Consider the following 17,222-nt stretch of genomic DNA (forward strand, 5'->3'; position numbering starts at 1 on the left):
CTGTTCCGCTAAGGGAGCTGGTGCGGGTAGAGGGACTCGAACCCCCATGTTTCTCAACGCTTGGACCTAAACCAAGTGCGTCTACCAGTTCCGCCATACCCGCGAAAGTTTGTCACTTCGTCACCGTTTGTCACGGGCATTGTCACAAGTCAACGCGGCGGTTTTGGTAGCGGGGTCGGGGTCATTCACCCGGTTCCTGGGGCGTAAGCGATGTGCTCCTCACACATTGGTCGTATAGTTCCTCTGTACGGGTATCAATGCCAATTAAGCTCTTGGCACTGAGCGCGGGGCTGCAAGCGTCTTCCAGAGGTGGTGATTGGCGCTAGAAGACGGGCGACGCGGAGGAGCGACGGATGGATTTGCTCGGGGATCGCATACTTGGAAAGGCCATACGACAGCTAAACCATTCACCCGACGATTTTTCCGTCGTTTTTGAAGATGGCGCTATTACTGCTTGGACCCCAGTGGATGTCGCTATCAGTTTCGGTATTGATCCGGTCGTCGTGGAGGAGCTGCAATGGTCGGGCGAACGGCTCACGATCGTGACGAGTGGCGGTAATATTCGCATTGGACGCGTTCCGATTACCTCAAATCCAGAAACCTTCGCTTATGGTGCCGCTGATGATCCTTCCATCATCATCGTGGATCGGGGAGAGGAATAGTGGATTCTGGCCGCAGTCGGCCCGACTAGGGCTTGTGCCACCACCATTTCAAGAAGCGCGCAATCGCGATTAGTCCGGCCACGACGCCGAACACGCTTGCGGTCAGGGTGAGCACCTGCCCGAGGTCGAGAGTGATTATCATGGGAGCGTTCCTTTCAAGACAGATCTCGCCATTGAGAAAAGTTCTAAAAAGGAACTGCTAAGATAAGCGGTGAGCCGTGGCGCGATGTCAATGGCTTAAGTGCAGTTGTCCCGAGACGCCTTGGGGAAACAAACAAACAGCAATCGGCACCAACAGGAATAGAGTGGAACCAACGGACATAGATCGGAACGAACTTACTCGAAACGGGCCGATCACATTTGTGTGACTTGGCGGGGACGACCCTTTTCTGGTCGGGCAGTCTTTGAGCGTCTACCCATTCTTCACAACCTCCAGCTTCGGCTTGTTGTCATCGAGGATGTCACCGAGAATGTCGCCGGCAAGGTCCAGATCACCGGTAGCCAGCTTGGCGTATTTTGGGGGTGGTCTCTATGTGCTTGTGGCCGAGCCACGTCTGGATGCGCTTGAGGTCGACGCCGTTCTGGACCGGCCAGCTCGCACAGGTGTGCCGCAGCGTATGGACCACAACATCGTCCCACCCGAGGGTCTTCTGCATCTCGTCCCACAGGTCTCGGAGGTGACGTGCCTTGCCGTCCGAGCCCTTCATATGTTGGAACGGTCCCCTGATATCTGGGTAGGCACCATGTAGCCATCATTCTGTCAATGTCAGAGCTCACATCGGTATCCTTGGCCGGAATGCAAAGATGGTTGAAAATCAGCGTCGCCTGTGACAAAAGGCGTGTCGAATGTGACGGGACGCGACGATCCGCTTCTGCAGAATGTGATAAGAAGTAGGAAAAACAAAGACTTATTCACATTTTGGAGCGTATTTCTGGAGGATTTGTGCCGCCTTGAGCGGACAGATCGCCAAGTCCCGCACCAAAAGCCATTCCCGGCAAGATCATACCGGCAGGCTGTAAGCGGCAGGGGCCGTTTGACGGCCTCATTGGTGGAAACAAAGGTTTTATGATGCAGGTCACCGAAACGCTCAACTCCGGTCTCAAGCGCGAGATCAAGATCACCGTGCCGGCTGGTGACATGGAAGCCAAGCTGATGGCGCGGCTCTCCGATGCCAGGAACAAGGTCCGCATCAACGGCTTCCGCCCCGGCAAGGTGCCGGTGCAGCATCTGCGCAAGGTCTACGGCAAATCGTTCATGGCCGAAGTGGTCAACGAGATCCTCAATGACTCGACCCGTTCGATCATCACCGGGCGCGGCGAAAAGGCTGCCATGCAGCCCGAAGTGATCATGACCGAGGACGAGAAGGAAGCCGAGAAGATCCTGGCAGGCGGTGCCGACTTCGAGTTCCGCCTGAACTATGAGGTCATTCCGCCGATCGAGATCAAGGATTTCTCCGACATAAAGGTGACGCGCCAGGTGTTCGACGTGCCGGATGAAGAGATCGACGAGCAGGTCAAGCGTGTCGCTGAATCTGCCCGCACTTACGAGCCGAAGACCGGCAAGGCCGCCGAGGGCGACCGCGTGACCATCGATTACGTCGGCAAGATCGACGGCGAAGCCTTCAACGGCGGCGCCGGCACCGATCAGCCGCTGGTGCTCGGCTCGAAGGAATTCATCCCCGGCTTCGAGGACCAGCTGGTCGGCAGCAAGGCCGGCGACGAGAAGCAGGTCACGGTTACCTTCCCGGAAAACTACCAGGCGGCGCATCTGGCCGGCAAGGAAGCCACTTTCGACGTGACCGTCAAGGAAGTGTCGAAGCCCGGCGAACTTGAGATCAACGACGAGATGGCCAAAAATCTCGGCCTGGAATCGCTGGAGCGCCTCCGCGAGGTGGTGCGCGGTCAGATCGAGAACCAGTTCGGCTCGATAACGCGCCAGAAAGTCAAGCGGCAGTTGCTCGACCAGCTCGACGCTGCCTACTCGTTCGAGGCGCCGTCCAAGCTCGTCGAGGCCGAGTTCAACAACATCTGGAACCAGGTCAATCGCGATCTCGAAGCTGCCGGGCGCACCTTTGCCGACGAAGAGACGACGGAAGAAGAAGCGCGTGCTGAATATATGCGGCTTGCCGAGCGCCGCGTGCGTCTCGGCCTGGTTCTCGCCGAAATCGGCGAGAAGGCCGGCGTCACGGTGACGGACGAGGAACTGCAGCGCGGCCTATTCGAGCAGGTGCGCCGCTATCCGGCAAACCAGCAGCAGGAAGCCTTCGAATTCTACCGCAACAATCCCGAAGCGCTGAACACGTTGCGCGCGCCGATGTTCGAAGAGAAGGTGGTCGACCATCTGCTCGGCCAGATTTCGGTCACCGATGTCAAGGTCAGCAAGGAAGAACTGCTGGCCGACGACGAGGATACGGAGACAACCAAGGCCAAGCCGGCGAAGAAGGCGGCTGCGAAAAAAGCGGACGCAAAGAAGGCCGACGACGACGCCGAAGAGCCGAAGAAAAAGGCCGCGCCGAAGAAGAAGGCCGCCAAGGACGCTGAATAACGTTCCTGCTGAATTCCGAAAGGCCGCCTTCTCGAGGCGGCCTTTTTCGTTGTGGCGCAGACGCAACGGATTTCACGTATCTGGCGGTCGAGGTAGCGATACGAAGCTTTGATGATTATCTGCGTTGGGTTGCGAAATCGCAGCGGTTGTTGGAGGCATCGTTGAGACAGTTCTTCGGTATCGGAAGCGTGGCGGCGGCGTTCCTGCTTGCGTCGGTCTTCGGCATTGCCCAGGCTGATACGGTTCTCGACAACTGGCGGTTCGACAAGAGCAGCGATGGCCTTGTCACCGCCTCGCTTTACGCGACCAACAAGCTCATCACCGGTGGCGGCGCATTGAGCTACAGCCCGGTGTTGACGATCGCCTGCCGGACCGCCGGCGAACCGCGTTGGAGCGAATGGCTGCAGCTGAGCGATACAGTGTCCGCCAGCCGAACCATCGCCATGTCGGTGACTGTCGACCAATCCGCCAAGCTCAACGAAAGCTGGTCGGTCGGGCCGCACAGCAGGATGCTGGTCCGCGACGGTGCCGATGGCATCAGGCGACTGATTTCCGCGGACCGGTTGCTGCTGTCCTGGCGGTTCGGGCTGCTGTCGGGGCGCGGCAAAGCCGAGTTTGACCTCGCCGGAGTTGAAGAGGCGGTCGGCCGGATCGCCACCACCTGCAACACCAAATTGCCTTGAGCGGATTGTCCGCATTGATCCATTGCATGATCGAACTCTACCTGCCGGCCCGGTTCCGTGGTATGTAGGTGCCGCAACTCCAGGCAGTGGATATCCGTTCTGCCATTCAAGAGCGCATGCCAGCGGACTAAAGGTGGGCCTGCGCAGGTCAGCCAGGCAAATCGGCGATCAGGGAGGAAATGCCATGCGTGCCATTGTGTTTTTTATCGTAATGTCCGTCGCCACCGTCATTGCCGGCCCCTCGCGGGCACAGGATGCGGCGGCGGGTGAGAAGGTCTTCGCCAAATGCAAGGTCTGCCACGTCGCAGACAAGGACCAGAACAAGGTCGGTCCGTCGCTGAACGGCGTCATCGGCCGAACGGCCGGCACGCATCCAGGGTTCAGCTATTCCAAGGCGATGACCGAGGCCGGCAAGTCGGGCGTCAAATGGGACGAAGCCACGCTGACGACCTATCTTCGCGATCCCAAGGCGATGGTCAAAGGAACGAAGATGGCGTTTCCCGGCCTCAAGAAAGACGAGGACATCGCCAATGTCATTGCCTACCTGAAACAATTCTCCAAATAGCGCGGCTCTTCCGCCGGATCTTGGTATCGCAAACAGGTCGAGGCATAGCCTCGGCCGCAATCTGCCGGCAGTGTCGGTGGGGAGGGCGGCTCGTTGCAAAAAAGACATTGGCCGGCTAGGCTGCCGTTCCCATCGGTGGTCGTCTGAATGTCGACTGAAGAAAGCCGTCTCAAGGATACCGGCATCCGCCTCTCGGAGGCGACGGCGGGTGATTTCATTGCGCTCTTGAAACCACGCGTCATGGCACTTGCCGTGTTTACTGCCTTCGTCGGCCTGATGATGGCGCCCGGCGTGATGAATCCAGTTATCGCCGTAATCGCCATCGGCGCAATCGCGGTTGGAGCGGGAGCCGCCGGCGCGCTCAATATGTGGTACGACGCAGACATAGACGCCTTGATGTCTCGCACGTCCAAGCGACCAATTCCGTCCGGTCGCGTCACGCCTGGCGAAGCTCTCGGCTTCGGTCTGGTGCTTTCCGCGCTGTCGGTCATGACGCTCGGCGTGTTGGTGGGATGGCTCGCCGCATCGTTGTTGGCGTTCACCATCTTTTTCTATGTCGTTATCTACACAATGTGGCTGAAGCGCTCGACGCCACAGAATATCGTCATAGGCGGCGCGGCAGGCGCCCTTCCTCCGGTAATCGGGTGGGCGGCCGCAACAGGCGCAATCGGCATTGAAAGTCTCATTCTGTTTCTGATTATTTTCCTCTGGACGCCGCCTCATTTCTGGGCGCTGGCCCTTTTCAAGGTCGGCGACTATGCCGCGGCTGGCATCCCGATGATGCCGAATGTGGCCGGCCAGCACTCGACTAGAAAACAAATCTTCGCCTATTCGCTGCTTTTGGCGCCAATCGGCGTGCTCCCTTGGGGCTTCGGCTTCGCGAGCGGATATTACGGCACTGCTTCAGCCGCGTTGGGTGCAGGTTTCATTTGGCAGGCCTGGAAGGTTCTCGTCGCCGACAAGGAGATGAAGCCGGCAAAGGCGCTGTTTGCGTATTCGATTGTCTATCTTTTCGCAATATTTGCGGCGTTGCTTGCCGACACCATTGTAATGCGAGTGATCGCTTCAGCCGGCTATTGACCCCGGCTCAAAACATCACGTTGGCAGAGCACAAAATCCCAGCAACAGCAGAATAACGACGCCAAGGCCGAGTATGAGAACTGTCCTTCCGTCCATGACCTTCACCTTCGACTAGAAGAGCATATCGAAGAACCATGTCCGTAGCTAGTCGGGCTACCCGGGACCTCCTACTCCCGGGCCTTCCTACAAAGCGCGACAAGTCCCCCGCATGAGAGTATATTGATCATGGTGCAGGTCGCGGTTTGCGTGGGCCAATCATGCAGAACGGCAGCACCGTAAAACGCGACCTTACCGGACCTGGTCTGGAGGAATGGTCATGGCAAGCTTTCACGTGATAGCAGGCGCCAGCGAGACGCTGGAACACACCAGAATTCGAAAAATCGGTGTCTCCGATCTTTTTGATGCGCTCAGGCGTGGCGTCGATGATTTCATGGTCAAGCCGTCGCACATCGTATTTCTCTGCCTGATCTATCCGATTGCCGGAGTCGTGCTTGCTGTCTGGACATCAGGCAACAACACGCTGCCGTTGCTGTTTCCGCTTGTGTCCGGCTTTGCGCTGATTGGTCCGTTCGCGGCGATCGGCCTGTATGAGATCAGCCGGCGGCGGGAAGCCGGGCTCGACGCCTCGTGGAGACACGCCTTTGAGGTCAGGAGTTCTCCAGCGCTGCCGGCTATTGCAGCGGTCGGCGTCATGCTGCTTGCGATCTTCATCGCCTGGCTTTTGACGGCCCAGATATTTTACCAGACCCTGTTCGGCCCGGCGCCGCCGCAATCGCTGTCCAGCTTCATCAGTGAAATATTCGCCACGGGACGCGGCTGGACGCTCATCATCCTGGGTCACGCCATCGGCTTCGTGTTCGCCGCGGTTGTGTTGTGCACCACGGTCGTCGCATTCCCGTTGTTGCTCGACCGCGATGTCGGCGCCTACGAAGCCATCCACACCTCGGTGCGCGTTGTCCTGGCCAACCCGATCGTGATGGCGGTGTGGGGCCTTATTGTCGCCGTCGCCCTGATCATCGGATCGCTGCCAGTGTTCGCCGGGTTGGCAGTCGTGCTGCCGATCCTTGGTCATGCCACCTGGCATGTTTACCGGAAAGTTGTGGAATCGCCGCCGGCCACCAGACCGTGAGTTGAAAAAATGCACTCTGCCCGCACCGGCGAAAGTGCCGGTGCGGGCAGGGTGAGGCAGAGCTTTCAATAGGCGGGGTGGCTGAAACGGGCCTGGCGCGCGTCCTTTGTCAGGTCGCGGAAATCTTTGCCGCTCACATGCACAAGCGTCTTGTGGTCGCCGCCCTCGAAATAGATTTCGGGAGCGTCGCCAAGGCTTTCATCGAGAACCACTGGCACATCATAGGCCGCGCCGATCGGCGGCACAGCGCCGACGTCGCAATCGCCGAACAACGAGACCACCTCGTCTTCGGACGCCAGCCCAAGAGGCTTCTCCATGACATCCTGCAATGTCGCGAGTTCTATCCTGTGCGTGCTTGGAACCACGGCCAGCGCGTAGCCTCGGTCGTGGTGAACGACCACCGATTTGGCCATTATGCTGCCGGGCACATGTGCCGCAATGGCGGATTGTCTGCTTGTCGCGGTGCGGTGATGCTCGACGGTATCGTAGGAAATTCCTTTCCTATCGATGAAGTCCTTCAGTCTGTTTGCGATGGTCATCTTGGGCGCCCCTTGCTCGTGTTCGCGACGCATGTGGAAACGCCGGCATCGCCTGTCGTTTCCGATATCAACAGAAATGGACCAGCCGTGGATTGTTTCAAGGCTAAGCCTCAAGGACCGGACCGCGTGGATCCGGATTGCATGTCAGGGCCCGGCCCCGAAAAACGCCATTCGGGTGAGCAGCGTGTAGTCCGCTTCGAAGACCATCATCGTCACGAACACCAGCACCAGCACGGGCGGCAGGATGATCGCATATGTCAGCGCCAGCCGTTCCCAGGCCATGTGCATGAAGATGGCGACGATCAGTCCGGCCTTGAGCATCATGAAGATCAGGATCAGCGACCATCTGAGATAGCCATGGAGACCGAAATAGTCGACCAGATAGGAGCAGGTGCTGAGGATGAACAGCCATGCCCACACCACCAGATAGAGCTTGATCGGGTGCTCCTGATGAACCTCTGCCGGGGTAACGCCGGTCGTCGTCGCATCATGCCTATGGGCGCTGTCCAGTGCGTGTTGTCCCAGGCCGTTTGCGGTTGCTTCAGCCATGTCCTGCCTCTCACCAAAGATAGAAAAATGCGAAAATGAACACCCAGACCAGGTCGACGAAATGCCAGTAGAGCCCCATGATTTCGACGTTCTCGTAGCGCCCCCTCCGGCTGGTGAAGAAGCCGGGCCGTCCGACATCGAAATCCCCGCGCCAGACCTTTCGCGCCACGATGATCAGAAAGATCACCCCGATCGTCACATGCGTGCCGTGGAAGCCGGTAATCATGAAAAAGGATGCGCCGAACTGTGCAGCGCCCCAGGGATTGCCCCAAGGCCGCACGCCCTCGGTGATCAGCTTGGTCCATTCGAAGGCCTGCATGCCGACGAAGGTCGCGCCGAGTGCTGCGGTCAAGAGCATCAGGACTGCCGTCTTGCGGCGGTCGCGGCGGTAGCCGAAATTGACCGCCATGGCCATCGTTCCGCTGCTCGAGATCAGCACGAAGGTCATGATGGCGATAAGGATCAGTGGAATATCGGAGCCGCCGATGCGCAGGGCGAAGACCTCGCTCGGATTGGGCCACGGCACGCGTGTTGAGATACGCGCGGTCATGTAGGAGAGCAGGAAGCAGCCGAAGATGAACGTGTCGCTGAGCAGGAAGATCCACATCATGGCCTTGCCCCAGGACACGTTTTTGAACGCCCGCTGATCCGAGGACCAGTCGGCGGCGATGCCTTGCCAGCCTGCGGGCCGCGGCTCTGTTCGGCCGATGTGGACCAGTGTCGTCTCTGCCATCCGCCCGTTCCTCCTAGGTCAGCAACCCTCGGCAAATGTCGATTAAAGTCGAAGCCCAGCCGGCCAGAAGCGCAAAGATGGCGAGCCAGACGAAAAGCAGGAAATGCCAGTACATCGCGCACAGCTCGACACTGAGGCGAAGCCGCTGCGGCTGCGCTCCGTTCCAGGCGCCGACGCTCGTTCTGCCCAGCCCGACCAGTCCTCCCAGTATATGCAGGCCATGCATTCCCGTTAGCAGGTAGAAGAAGCTGTTGGCCGGATTGGATGCCAGAAAATAGCCGTCCGCACTCAGTTCCCGCCATGCCACAAGCTGTCCAATCAGGAAGACGAGCGCCGTGAGTCCAGCTGTGGGGAGGCCGAGCCTGACCATGTCCACTTGACCCTTGCGCGCCGCGAGCGAAGCGCACTGTATCGCAATGCTGCTCAAGACCAGTACGCCGGTGTTAAGCCAGAGCAGGGGCGGGATGGGCAGCGGCCGCCAATCCGACAGCGTCATGCGCATGAAGTAAGCACTGGTGAACAGCGCGAACAGGCAGCCGACGACGGCAAGGAAGACGCCGAGACCGATCTTTGCGGTCGGCAGCGCCGATCGGTCCAGAGCGACAAAATCCCCGGCCATACCTTGCTCGAGCCACGGCTTCGTCATTAGCCGCTGATTGGAAAGCCACCACCCAGCAATACCGGCGATCACGAGCAGGAAGACCAGGATTACGCTCATGCCGGCTCCCTGGAGGGCGCGAAGGAGCCCGGAACGTTTTGTGGTATGAAGTCCTCCTTGGCTCCCGGTACGCTGTAGTCATAGGCCCAGCGATAGACGATCGGCAGATCCTTGCCGAAATTGCCGTGGGCGGGCGGTGTTTGCGGCGTCTGCCACTCGAGCGTCGTTGCCCGCCACGGATTGCCGCCAGCCTCACGGCCATGGCGGATGCTCCAGATGAGATTGAACAGAAACACAATCTGGGCAAAACCGACCATAAAAGCCATGATGCTGATAAACGAGTTCAGGTGGTGGGCCGATTCCGTCATGATCGTCATGTCGGTCAATTCGTTGTAGCGCCGCGGCACGCCCATCAAGCCGAGATAGTGCATGGGAAAGAAAATCAGATAGGCGCCGAGGAAGGTGATCCAGAAGTGGAACCGGCCCAGTGTCTCGTTCAGCATCCGGCCGGTGACCTTCGGGTACCAGTGGTAGATCGCCCCGAAAATCACGAGGATCGGCGCGACCCCCATGACCATATGGAAATGGGCAACGACAAACATGGTGTCCGACAGCGGAACGTCGACAACGACATTGCCGAGAAACAAGCCGGTCAACCCGCCATTGACGAAGGTGACGATGAAGGCGAGGGCGAAAAGCATTGGAATGGTGAGGTGGATATCGCCGCGCCACAGCGTCAGCACCCAATTGTAGACCTTGATGGCGGTCGGAACGGCGATGATCAGTGTCGTGGTGGCGAAGAAGAAGCCGAAATAGGGATGCATGCCGCTGACATACATATGGTGCGCCCAGACTACGAAGCTCAACGCGCCGATGCCGACGATGGCCCAGACCATCATGCGGTAGCCGAAGATGTTCTTGCGCGCATGGGTGCTGATCAGGTCGGACACGATGCCGAAGGCCGGAAGCGCAACGATGTAGACCTCCGGGTGGCCGAAGAACCAGAACAGATGCTGGAACAGGATCGGGCTGCCGCCGCCGTGCTGCAACTGTTCGCCCATCTCAACGATCGCCGGCATGAAGAAGCTGGTGCCGAGCGCCCGGTCGAGAAGCATCATCACGCAGGCGACGAACAGCGCCGGGAAGGCGAGTAGCGCCATGACGGTGGCGGTGAAAATACCCCAGACAGTGAGCGGAAGGCGCATCAGCGTCATGCCGCGCGTGCGGCCCTGCAGCACCGTCACGACATAGTTCAGGCCGCCCATGGTAAAGCCGATGATGAACAGGATCAGCGAGACGAGCATCAGGATGATGCCCCAGTCTTGGCCGCCTGGCGTACCGGTCATGATCGCCTGCGGCGGATAGAGCGTCCAGCCGGCACCCGTCGGTCCGCCGGGCGCGAAAAAGCTCGACACCAGAACCAGCACGGCCAGCAGATAGATCCAGTAGCTCAGCATGTTGACATAGGGAAAGACCATGTCGCGAGCGCCGACCATCAGCGGGATCAGGTAGTTGCCGAAGCCGCCCAGGAAGAGTGCGGTGAGCAGGTAGATCACCATGATCATGCCGTGCATGGTGATGAACTGGTAGTAGGCTTCCGGGGTGATGAAGTCGAATGTGCCGGGGAAACCGAGCTGCAGCCGCATCAGCCAGGATAGCACCAGCGCGACCATGCCGATCGCTGTCGCCGTCGCCGAGTACTGGATGGCGATGACCTTGGCGTCCTGCGAGAAAACGTATTTCGTCCACCAGCTGTGCGGATGGTAGAGTTCCATTTCCGCGACTTCGGCCGGCGGTACCGCATCTGCAGGTGTGATATCGACCATAGGAACACCTCCGTGCCCTTTTCGGCCAGCCCGACAGTTCGGGCCTGCCGCACTATTTTCAATCCCGACGGCGCACCGTCGTTCCGGTTTCCTACTCTGCCGAGCCCATCTGTTGGGGTGCGGACAGCTGCGCAAAAGTCTGCTGCTGGCCAAGCCACGCCAGATAGTCTTCCTGCGTATCGACCATGACCACGCCATGCATCATCGGATGTCCCTGGCCGCAGAGTTCGGCACACAGGACCTGGAAGGTTCCGGTCTTGGTCGGAGTGAACCAGAAATAGGTGACCGAGCCCGGGATCATGTCCATCTTGGCGCGGAATTCCGGCACGTAGAAATCGTGCAGCACATCGATCGAGCGGAGCAGCATCTTGACCGGTTTGCCAACCGGGAGGTGCAGGTCGGCCGCTTCCACTACGACATCGTCCTGGCCGTTGGCATCGGTGGCGATGACGCCGAGTGGATTTTCAGCGTTGACGTCGCGAGTGTCGGATGTGCCGAGCTTGCCGTCCTTGCCGGGCAGGCGGAAACTCCATTGCCACTGCTGGCCGACGACTTCGACCTCTGTTGCGTCGCTTGGAACGTTAACGAACCGGCTCCAGACGAACAGGCCAGGAACGAGCAATGCCGTGACGCCAACCGCGGTGACGACCGTCAGCCAGGATTCGAGCCGCCTGTTCTCAGGTTCATATGCCGCCTGATTGCCTTCCCGATGACGGAAGCGGAAGACGCAATAGGCCATGAAAAGAACCACGGCGGCGAAGACGACGCCGGTGATCCAGAAAGTTATGATGATGGTGTTGTCGATATAGTCCCAGTTCGAGGCAATCGGCGTCCACCACCATGGGCTCAGGAAGTGGAACAACACCGAGCCCACGACTATCAGAACGAGTACAAGCGCAACGGCCATGTCCCGGTTCCTCCCGGTATTCCAAGCGGCGCAAGCCGTCCCGGGAAATACCAAGTGCATCATAACTTGATTTGCGATGAAAATTCTAGAGCCGGCTGTGGGAAGGGCAAAAATACCATTTCGCGGCGCTGGCGGTCCTTCGGTTCGGCGGTGACAGCGGCAGGCAATGGCGAGCACACCGAATGCGCCTGGCAGAACCACCGGAACGGCGATCGTCGGGGATCCCTTCCACCTGCTCGACCGACAGCTCGACGAAGGGAGCGGGCCACTTTATTGGCCGGCAGATGTCATCCGCCAAACTGTGTTGCCGACATCGTCGGCTATGAGCAGGGCCCCGGTCTTGTCGACAGCCAGGCCGACAGGCCGGCCGCGCGCCTTGTTGTCCTTGTCCAGGAAGTCGGTCACCACGTCGGTAGCGACGCCGCTAGGATGGCCGCCGCTGAATGGTACGAACACCACCTTGTAGCCATTGAAGCGCGTGCGGTTCCAGCTGCCGTGTTCGCCAACGAAAGCGCCGCCGCGATATGCCTCGGGGAGGCTGTTTGCCGTATAGAAGGCCAGTCCCAGAGGGGCGACGTGGGAACTCAGCGCATAGTCCGGAACGATCGCTTTCGCGACCAGGTCCGGACGCTGGGGCATGACGCGGGGATCGAGATGCTGGCCATAATAGCTGTATGGCCATCCGTAGAAGCCGCCATCCTTTACCGACGTCAGATAATCCGGCACGAGATTGGGGCCGAGCTCGTCGCGCTCATTGATCACTGCCCAGAGCGCCCCGGTCTGCGGCTCCCAGCTCAGGCCGTTTGGATTGCGCAAACCGCTGGCGAAAATGCGCGACTGGCCGGTGGCCCTGTCCACCTGCCAGATGGCGGCGCGGTTCTTCTCGGCCTCGATGCCGTTTTCGGCGACGTTGCTGTTCGAGCCGATGCCGACATAGAGCAGCGAGCCGTCGGGGCTTGCCACCAGGCTCTTCGTCCAATGGTGGTCGATCGGGCCGCCGGGCAGGGCGGTTAGCGGCGTTCCGGGCGCGGTGATCTTTGTGTCACCGGTGTTGTAGGGATAGCGGACGATGGAATCGGTATTGGCGACGTAGAGATCGCTTCCCACCAGCGCCACGCCGAAGGGCGAGTTGAGGTGGTCGAGGAAGACGCTGGTCAGCTCCGGCTTGCCATCGCCGTCGGTGTCGCGCAGCAGCGTAATGCGGTTGCTCGGGCCGCTGTCGCCGCCCGAGGTGACCCAGGACTCGATCCAGCCCATCACCAAATCCTTGGGCCGTTTGATCGGTTCGCCGCCCGGCGCCTTGGACTCGACCACCAGGACATCGCCGTTGGGCAGCACATAAAGCGACCGCGGATGCTGCAAGCCGTTGGCAAAGGCCTGGATCTGGAGCCCCTGCGCGACGGTCGGCTTTTCGTCGTTCTTCCACCCGACCACGGAAGCGAGATGCATGGGCGGGAAGAAATATTGGATCGGCTCCGGCAGTTTTGGATTCGGCCCTATCTGACTGCCGGGATCCGGGTCGTTGCCGCTGCACGCTGCAAGAGTGATCGCCGCAGTCCAAGTAAAGAGGGACGCCGCGATGCGCCCGGCTTGTCTGATGGAGCTTGCTACGCGCATCAATCCGCCACGCCGACGTGATGCCGGTACACCATGGACCAGCCCAGCCAACCGGTGAAGATGAGGATGAGCACGACAACCGCCGAGAGGATCAAGCCGGTGGGAACGATGGAGGTCCATGCATCGCGAGTGTGCACGAGCATGTTGATGATGGACAACGCCAGCGCCAGCAGATTGCCGAGCACGTGCGGCCAGGCGGGGGGCTGTGCCCTTACCAGCGGATTGGCCAGGAAATCGATCAGCCCCGCGATCGCTGCAAGGCAGCCCATGATCACGCCGACGGTAACCAGCCAAGCGGAGAAGTCAGCCCACATCATCTCCGCTGTTCGCCAGTAGGCCAGATCCGTCAGCAGGGTGCCGACGAAGCAGGCGATCGGAAACGGCACCAGCATCGGATGAATAGGATGTCCTGCAATCCTGGCCGTCGAACGCGGATTGTCACCGACCATGATGCGCCATCCTTCTTGGTTCTCGTCCAGACAACCGCCTACCCGGCCTCCGGCGGCTGTTGCCGAGAGGCCGGCAGACGACCGATCGATTTGTCAGGCCCAAAAAGGGCGCTGGCTGGCTGCGCCTGCTAGGCGGCCGACTGGGTCGGCGGGTTCTGGTACATCATCCAGAGCTCGATAGCCGCAAGCACGGCGACCAGAATGCCGATCACGACATGCACGGTCATTGCCGTGGTCGCCTGGAATCCAAGCACCCAGGGCGATACGAGAACCCACAGTCCGACGACCAGGTTTACCCACTCTTCCCACACGGCAAATGCTGCGAGGGCGGCAACCGACAGCACGACGATCAAGATTCCGCTGCCGAGGGCGTTCTGCGTCTGCGGGCCTGCCGCAAACGTGAAGATCCAGGGAGAGAAGAACAGAATTGCCCCAAGGATCAGGTTGGCTACGTCACAGAGCCTGGCGTTTGTCCACTGGTTCATGGCATCCTCCATAGGGAGCGTTTATGGCTCCCGAGTTCGGCAAGGTGGTGCCTGAGTTCGGCGAGATGCGCCCGAAGCCGCTCACTCCGTGTCACGGTAGTGCCCTGCCCAGCTGGAATTCCGCATCTGGCGGTACTCCAGCCAAATCCGGCTATCTAACTGAATTCCGGGCTTTATGTTCCATTCGGCACCGGCACGCCTGGATCACTTGGTGGTGATCGAGCGATCCAAAGCTGCCTGTCAGGGGGCGGCGGGGCGGCGGCGCGTAGCTCATTCTGTCTTTTTATCGAGCCGGTGAAACATTTCTTATGGATCGCAGTTCTTGGATCCAGAGGAGTTGAATAAGGGCAACCTGCTTGCACGGGAGGAGCACGGACGGCACAACTATAAATACGCTCTGCATAGAATACTTCGCAGCGAGAAGCTCTCGCTTGTCTTGGTTGACGCCGAAGCTTGTTTGAAAGACGGCGGTCGCCGCCGAAAAGATTTTCTAAATGAAAATAGCCCAGATCGCGCCGCTAACCGAATCCGTGCCGCCCCGAACCTACGGTGGAACCGAGCGAATTGTTTCGTATCTGACCGAAGAACTTGTCCGACAGGGCCACGAGGTGACGTTGTTCGCCAGCGCCGATTCTCGTACCTCAGCCGAGCTGGTGCCGTGTTGCGACGTCGCGCTGCGCCTGAATCCCAGGGTCCAGGACGGTGGTCCGCACCACGTTATGATGCTTGAACGGGTGCGCCGGCGAGCCGATGAATTCGACGTTTTGCATTTCCACGTCGATGTTCTGCACTTCCCCATCATTCGGGATTTTGCCAGACGAACGGTTACCACGCTTCACGGCAGGCTCGACCTGCCCGATCTGGCGCAACTTTATGCTATGTTCGACGACGTTCCCCTGGTCTCGATCTCCTTCGACCAGCGCCGGCCCATGCCGCCCGTCAATTGGATTGGAACCGTGCATCATGGCCTGCCCCGCGATCTTCTGCCATTCCACCCGAACACCTCTGGCTATCTTGCGTTTCTCGGTCGCATCTCGCCGGAAAAGGGGCCGGAAGCGGCCATTGAAATAGCAGTGCGGGCGGGGTTTCCCCTGAAGATCGCCGCCAAGATCGACAAGGTGGACCAGTCGTTCTGGAAGGAAAGGGTCGAGCCGCAAGTGCTGCGGCATTCGAACGTGGAGTTCATTGGCGAAATCGATGAGCGGCAAAAGGCGGATTTTCTGGGCAATGCGAAAGCGCTTTTGTTCCCGATCGACTGGCCGGAACCCTTCGGGCTCGTGACGATCGAAGCAATGGCCTGCGGTACGCCGGTGATTGCGTTCCGGCGTGGCGCCGTCCCGGAGATCATCGATGACGGTGTGTCCGGATGGATCGTGGATACGGTGGAGGAAGCTGTGGGCGCGCTCCGGCGCATAGACAGCCTCGATCGCGCACGAGTGCGGCAGACGTTCGAGAAGCGGTTCACGGTCGAGCGCATGTGCAGCGATTATGTGGCACTCTACCGAGCACTTACGAGCGGCATGGCAGACGCAGTTGACCCCACAAACGAGCTCTCCAGAAACATCGCGATGGTGGCCGCGGGGGGCTGAGGAACCGACTAATCCACATGCAGACAACGACGGTGACGTCAGGGGGGCACCTGCGAGGTCTTGTCGCCGGGCACGGCGACTGCGCCAGAAGCTTTTGATCAGCAGCAAGCTTTCCCGAGGCTATGGCTTTCGCGAGCGGTGGCACACTGCCGCCGCCCGGTCCGGATTGACGCGCGATACTTTCGCTGCAAAGGTACTTTAACGACTTGTTTACCATGCGTCAGTCAGGGGTGGGGGAATTTGGAACGGTTTTTGGGTGCGAACCGCCTTAATTGGGATGATCGGGCCGAACTGCACTCGACCGACACAACGGGCAGCTACCACATCGAGAATGTGCTGGCCGGCGGATCCAATCTTTATGAGCTGGAAACGCGCGAGGTCGGCGATATTGCCGGCAAGGATATCGTCCACCTGCAGTGTCACATCGGCCTCGACACGATCAGCCTGAAGAATCTCGGCGCAGGCAGTGTGACGGGGCTCGACTTTTCACCGGCGGCGATCGCGGCGGCGCGGGATTTTGCTGCGAAGGCAGGCACCGACGTGCGCTTCGTGGAAGCGCCACTGTTCGAAGCGGTGGAAGCGCTCGGTCGGACCTTTGACATCGCTTACGTTACATGGGGCTCGGTAAACTGGCTGGACGACGTGTTCCGTTGGGCGCGGGTGGTTGCCGACCTCCTGAGACCCGGCGGCCGTCTCTACATGGCCGAGGGCCATCCATTGATGTTTCAGTGCGATCGAAAGGCCGCGGCCCTGGAATTGAAGCACGACTGGCGAACGCCGATAGCTCGGCCGCTCGCCTGGAACGAGGAACTGACCTACACCGGCGATGACCGCATCCTGAAGCATCCTCGCTATTATGAATGGATCCACCCGATCAGTGACGTGGTGAATGCGCTGATTTCAGCTGGTCTGACGCTCGATTTTCTCAATGAGCATGACACTGTTTCGTGGCAGCACTTTTCATTTGCCGTGCGGGCCGGCAAGGATATGTACGGCTTGCCAGAGAACTCTCCCAAGATACCGATGGCCTATTCCATTGGCGCGACGAAGCGCAGCATCGGCAAGATACCATACCTTGTGTCTCCCAAGGCGATCGAGGGGCACTAGCAGGCTGTTGAAAAAGTGGCTCGCAGCGAGGCTGTGAGCGTGATTCAGTGTCTTCGGAGAGATTCGGAGAGCGAGGCATGCGCGGCGGAGACGAACGGT

At 59.7% G+C, this 17,222-nt stretch carries 18 protein-coding genes and 1 tRNA gene; 8 read left to right on the forward strand and 11 right to left on the reverse strand.

From position 1 onward, the window contains the following. Positions 1-18 precede the first annotated feature (18 nt). A tRNA-Leu gene (locus NKI79_RS21695) sits at positions 19-103 on the reverse strand. A gap of 250 nt (positions 104-353) precedes the next feature. On the opposite strand from NKI79_RS21695, the gene NKI79_RS21700 reads away from it, so the two are divergent. Next, positions 354-662: a hypothetical protein gene (locus NKI79_RS21700; RefSeq protein WP_352704517.1), complete on the forward strand. Its 309-nt coding sequence runs from the start codon at positions 354-356 to the stop codon at positions 660-662. Between the two features lie 491 nt (positions 663-1,153). Here NKI79_RS21700 and NKI79_RS21705 read toward each other — a convergent pair whose 3' ends face one another. Continuing rightward, on the reverse strand, positions 1,154-1,369 hold the full coding sequence (locus NKI79_RS21705) for a tyrosine-type recombinase/integrase (RefSeq protein ID WP_352804285.1): 216 nt from the start codon (positions 1,367-1,369) through the stop codon (positions 1,154-1,156). Between the two features lie 362 nt (positions 1,370-1,731). On the opposite strand from NKI79_RS21705, the gene tig reads away from it, so the two are divergent. The 5 genes from tig (at position 1,732) to NKI79_RS21730 (ending at position 6,664) form a co-directional block, all read left to right on the forward strand. Further along, complete coding sequence (gene tig, locus NKI79_RS21710) at positions 1,732-3,207, forward strand: trigger factor (protein WP_352804313.1); 1,476 nt, start codon at positions 1,732-1,734, stop codon at positions 3,205-3,207. A gap of 161 nt (positions 3,208-3,368) precedes the next feature. After that, the gene (locus tag NKI79_RS21715; RefSeq protein WP_352646695.1) at positions 3,369-3,890 is read left to right on the forward strand and encodes a hypothetical protein; all 522 of its coding nucleotides are present in this window, start codon (positions 3,369-3,371) and stop codon (positions 3,888-3,890) included. 211 nt (positions 3,891-4,101) lie between these two features. Further along, entirely contained in the window at positions 4,102-4,455 is a 354-nt protein-coding gene (locus NKI79_RS21720; protein WP_502904012.1) for a c-type cytochrome, read from the forward strand. Positions 4,456-4,602: 147 nt separating this feature from the next. Next, entirely contained in the window at positions 4,603-5,535 is a 933-nt protein-coding gene (locus tag NKI79_RS21725; protein WP_352479773.1) for a heme o synthase, read from the forward strand. 316 nt (positions 5,536-5,851) lie between these two features. Further along, positions 5,852-6,664: a DUF2189 domain-containing protein gene (locus tag NKI79_RS21730; protein ID WP_254818341.1), complete on the forward strand. Its 813-nt coding sequence runs from the start codon at positions 5,852-5,854 to the stop codon at positions 6,662-6,664. Between the two features lie 65 nt (positions 6,665-6,729). Here the strand turns inward: NKI79_RS21730 and NKI79_RS21735 are convergent, their stop codons facing one another. From NKI79_RS21735 to NKI79_RS21775, 9 genes are all read right to left on the reverse strand, one after another. After that, positions 6,730-7,203, reverse strand: a complete 474-nt coding sequence (locus tag NKI79_RS21735; RefSeq protein WP_254818342.1) for an aminoacyl-tRNA deacylase — start codon at positions 7,201-7,203, stop codon at positions 6,730-6,732. A 144-nt stretch (positions 7,204-7,347) separates the two neighbouring features. Next, positions 7,348-7,752, reverse strand: coding sequence for a cytochrome C oxidase subunit IV family protein (locus NKI79_RS21740; protein WP_352479772.1), 405 nt, complete (start codon positions 7,750-7,752; stop codon positions 7,348-7,350). A gap of 10 nt (positions 7,753-7,762) precedes the next feature. Beyond that, complete coding sequence (locus NKI79_RS21745; protein WP_352804289.1) at positions 7,763-8,485, reverse strand: heme-copper oxidase subunit III family protein; 723 nt, start codon at positions 8,483-8,485, stop codon at positions 7,763-7,765. Positions 8,486-8,498: 13 nt separating this feature from the next. Then, positions 8,499-9,203 carry a cytochrome c oxidase subunit 3 gene (locus NKI79_RS21750; RefSeq protein WP_352804291.1) on the reverse strand — a complete coding sequence of 235 codons (705 nt, stop codon included), beginning with the start codon at positions 9,201-9,203 and terminating at the stop codon, positions 8,499-8,501. After that, complete coding sequence (gene ctaD / locus NKI79_RS21755; protein WP_254818346.1) at positions 9,200-10,969, reverse strand: cytochrome c oxidase subunit I; 1,770 nt, start codon at positions 10,967-10,969, stop codon at positions 9,200-9,202. Before ctaD ends, NKI79_RS21750 begins: the two co-directional genes overlap by 4 nt. Before the next feature lie 91 nt (positions 10,970-11,060). After that, entirely contained in the window at positions 11,061-11,876 is an 816-nt protein-coding gene (coxB, locus tag NKI79_RS21760; protein ID WP_254818347.1) for a cytochrome c oxidase subunit II, read from the reverse strand. A gap of 270 nt (positions 11,877-12,146) precedes the next feature. Continuing rightward, positions 12,147-13,493: a PQQ-dependent sugar dehydrogenase gene (locus tag NKI79_RS21765; protein ID WP_352804294.1), complete on the reverse strand. Its 1,347-nt coding sequence runs from the start codon at positions 13,491-13,493 to the stop codon at positions 12,147-12,149. After that, on the reverse strand, positions 13,493-13,942 hold the full coding sequence (locus NKI79_RS21770) for a DUF2231 domain-containing protein (RefSeq protein WP_254818349.1): 450 nt from the start codon (positions 13,940-13,942) through the stop codon (positions 13,493-13,495). Before NKI79_RS21770 ends, NKI79_RS21765 begins: the two co-directional genes overlap by 1 nt. A 128-nt stretch (positions 13,943-14,070) precedes the next feature. Beyond that, on the reverse strand, positions 14,071-14,427 hold the full coding sequence (locus NKI79_RS21775; protein WP_254818350.1) for an SPW repeat protein: 357 nt from the start codon (positions 14,425-14,427) through the stop codon (positions 14,071-14,073). 494 nt (positions 14,428-14,921) lie between these two features. On the opposite strand from NKI79_RS21775, the gene NKI79_RS21780 reads away from it, so the two are divergent. Both NKI79_RS21780 and NKI79_RS21785 read left to right on the forward strand, forming a co-directional pair. After that, the gene (locus NKI79_RS21780) at positions 14,922-16,016 is read left to right on the forward strand and encodes a glycosyltransferase family 4 protein (RefSeq protein ID WP_352804297.1); all 1,095 of its coding nucleotides are present in this window, start codon (positions 14,922-14,924) and stop codon (positions 16,014-16,016) included. A gap of 240 nt (positions 16,017-16,256) precedes the next feature. Next, positions 16,257-17,123 (forward strand): class I SAM-dependent methyltransferase, encoded by an 867-nt coding sequence (locus NKI79_RS21785; RefSeq protein ID WP_254818352.1) that lies wholly within the window; start codon positions 16,257-16,259, stop codon positions 17,121-17,123. The last annotated feature ends 99 nt before the right edge of the window (positions 17,124-17,222 follow it).

Origin of the sequence: Mesorhizobium sp. M0340, from assembly GCF_040321535.1 — a bacterium.
GTDB lineage: Bacteria > Pseudomonadota > Alphaproteobacteria > Rhizobiales > Rhizobiaceae > Mesorhizobium.

Coding starts and splice junctions, on each gene's coding strand:
- NKI79_RS21780 (WP_352804297.1), top strand. CDS start 14,922: ATGAAAATAGCCCAGATCGCGCCGCTAACCGAATCCGTGCCGCCCCGA.
- ctaD (WP_254818346.1), bottom strand. CDS start 10,969: ATGGTCGATATCACACCTGCAGATGCGGTACCGCCGGCCGAAGTCGCG.
- NKI79_RS21745 (WP_352804289.1), bottom strand. CDS start 8,485: ATGGCAGAGACGACACTGGTCCACATCGGCCGAACAGAGCCGCGGCCC.
- NKI79_RS21720 (WP_502904012.1), top strand. CDS start 4,102: ATGTCCGTCGCCACCGTCATTGCCGGCCCCTCGCGGGCACAGGATGCG.
- NKI79_RS21770 (WP_254818349.1), bottom strand. CDS start 13,942: ATGGTCGGTGACAATCCGCGTTCGACGGCCAGGATTGCAGGACATCCT.
- NKI79_RS21730 (WP_254818341.1), top strand. CDS start 5,852: ATGGCAAGCTTTCACGTGATAGCAGGCGCCAGCGAGACGCTGGAACAC.
- NKI79_RS21765 (WP_352804294.1), bottom strand. CDS start 13,493: ATGCGCGTAGCAAGCTCCATCAGACAAGCCGGGCGCATCGCGGCGTCC.
- tig (WP_352804313.1), top strand. CDS start 1,732: ATGCAGGTCACCGAAACGCTCAACTCCGGTCTCAAGCGCGAGATCAAG.
- coxB (WP_254818347.1), bottom strand. CDS start 11,876: ATGGCCGTTGCGCTTGTACTCGTTCTGATAGTCGTGGGCTCGGTGTTG.
- NKI79_RS21735 (WP_254818342.1), bottom strand. CDS start 7,203: ATGACCATCGCAAACAGACTGAAGGACTTCATCGATAGGAAAGGAATT.
- NKI79_RS21740 (WP_352479772.1), bottom strand. CDS start 7,752: ATGGCTGAAGCAACCGCAAACGGCCTGGGACAACACGCACTGGACAGC.
- NKI79_RS21725 (WP_352479773.1), top strand. CDS start 4,603: ATGTCGACTGAAGAAAGCCGTCTCAAGGATACCGGCATCCGCCTCTCG.
- NKI79_RS21750 (WP_352804291.1), bottom strand. CDS start 9,203: ATGAGCGTAATCCTGGTCTTCCTGCTCGTGATCGCCGGTATTGCTGGG.
- NKI79_RS21775 (WP_254818350.1), bottom strand. CDS start 14,427: ATGAACCAGTGGACAAACGCCAGGCTCTGTGACGTAGCCAACCTGATC.
- NKI79_RS21700 (WP_352704517.1), top strand. CDS start 354: ATGGATTTGCTCGGGGATCGCATACTTGGAAAGGCCATACGACAGCTA.
- NKI79_RS21705 (WP_352804285.1), bottom strand. CDS start 1,369: ATGAAGGGCTCGGACGGCAAGGCACGTCACCTCCGAGACCTGTGGGAC.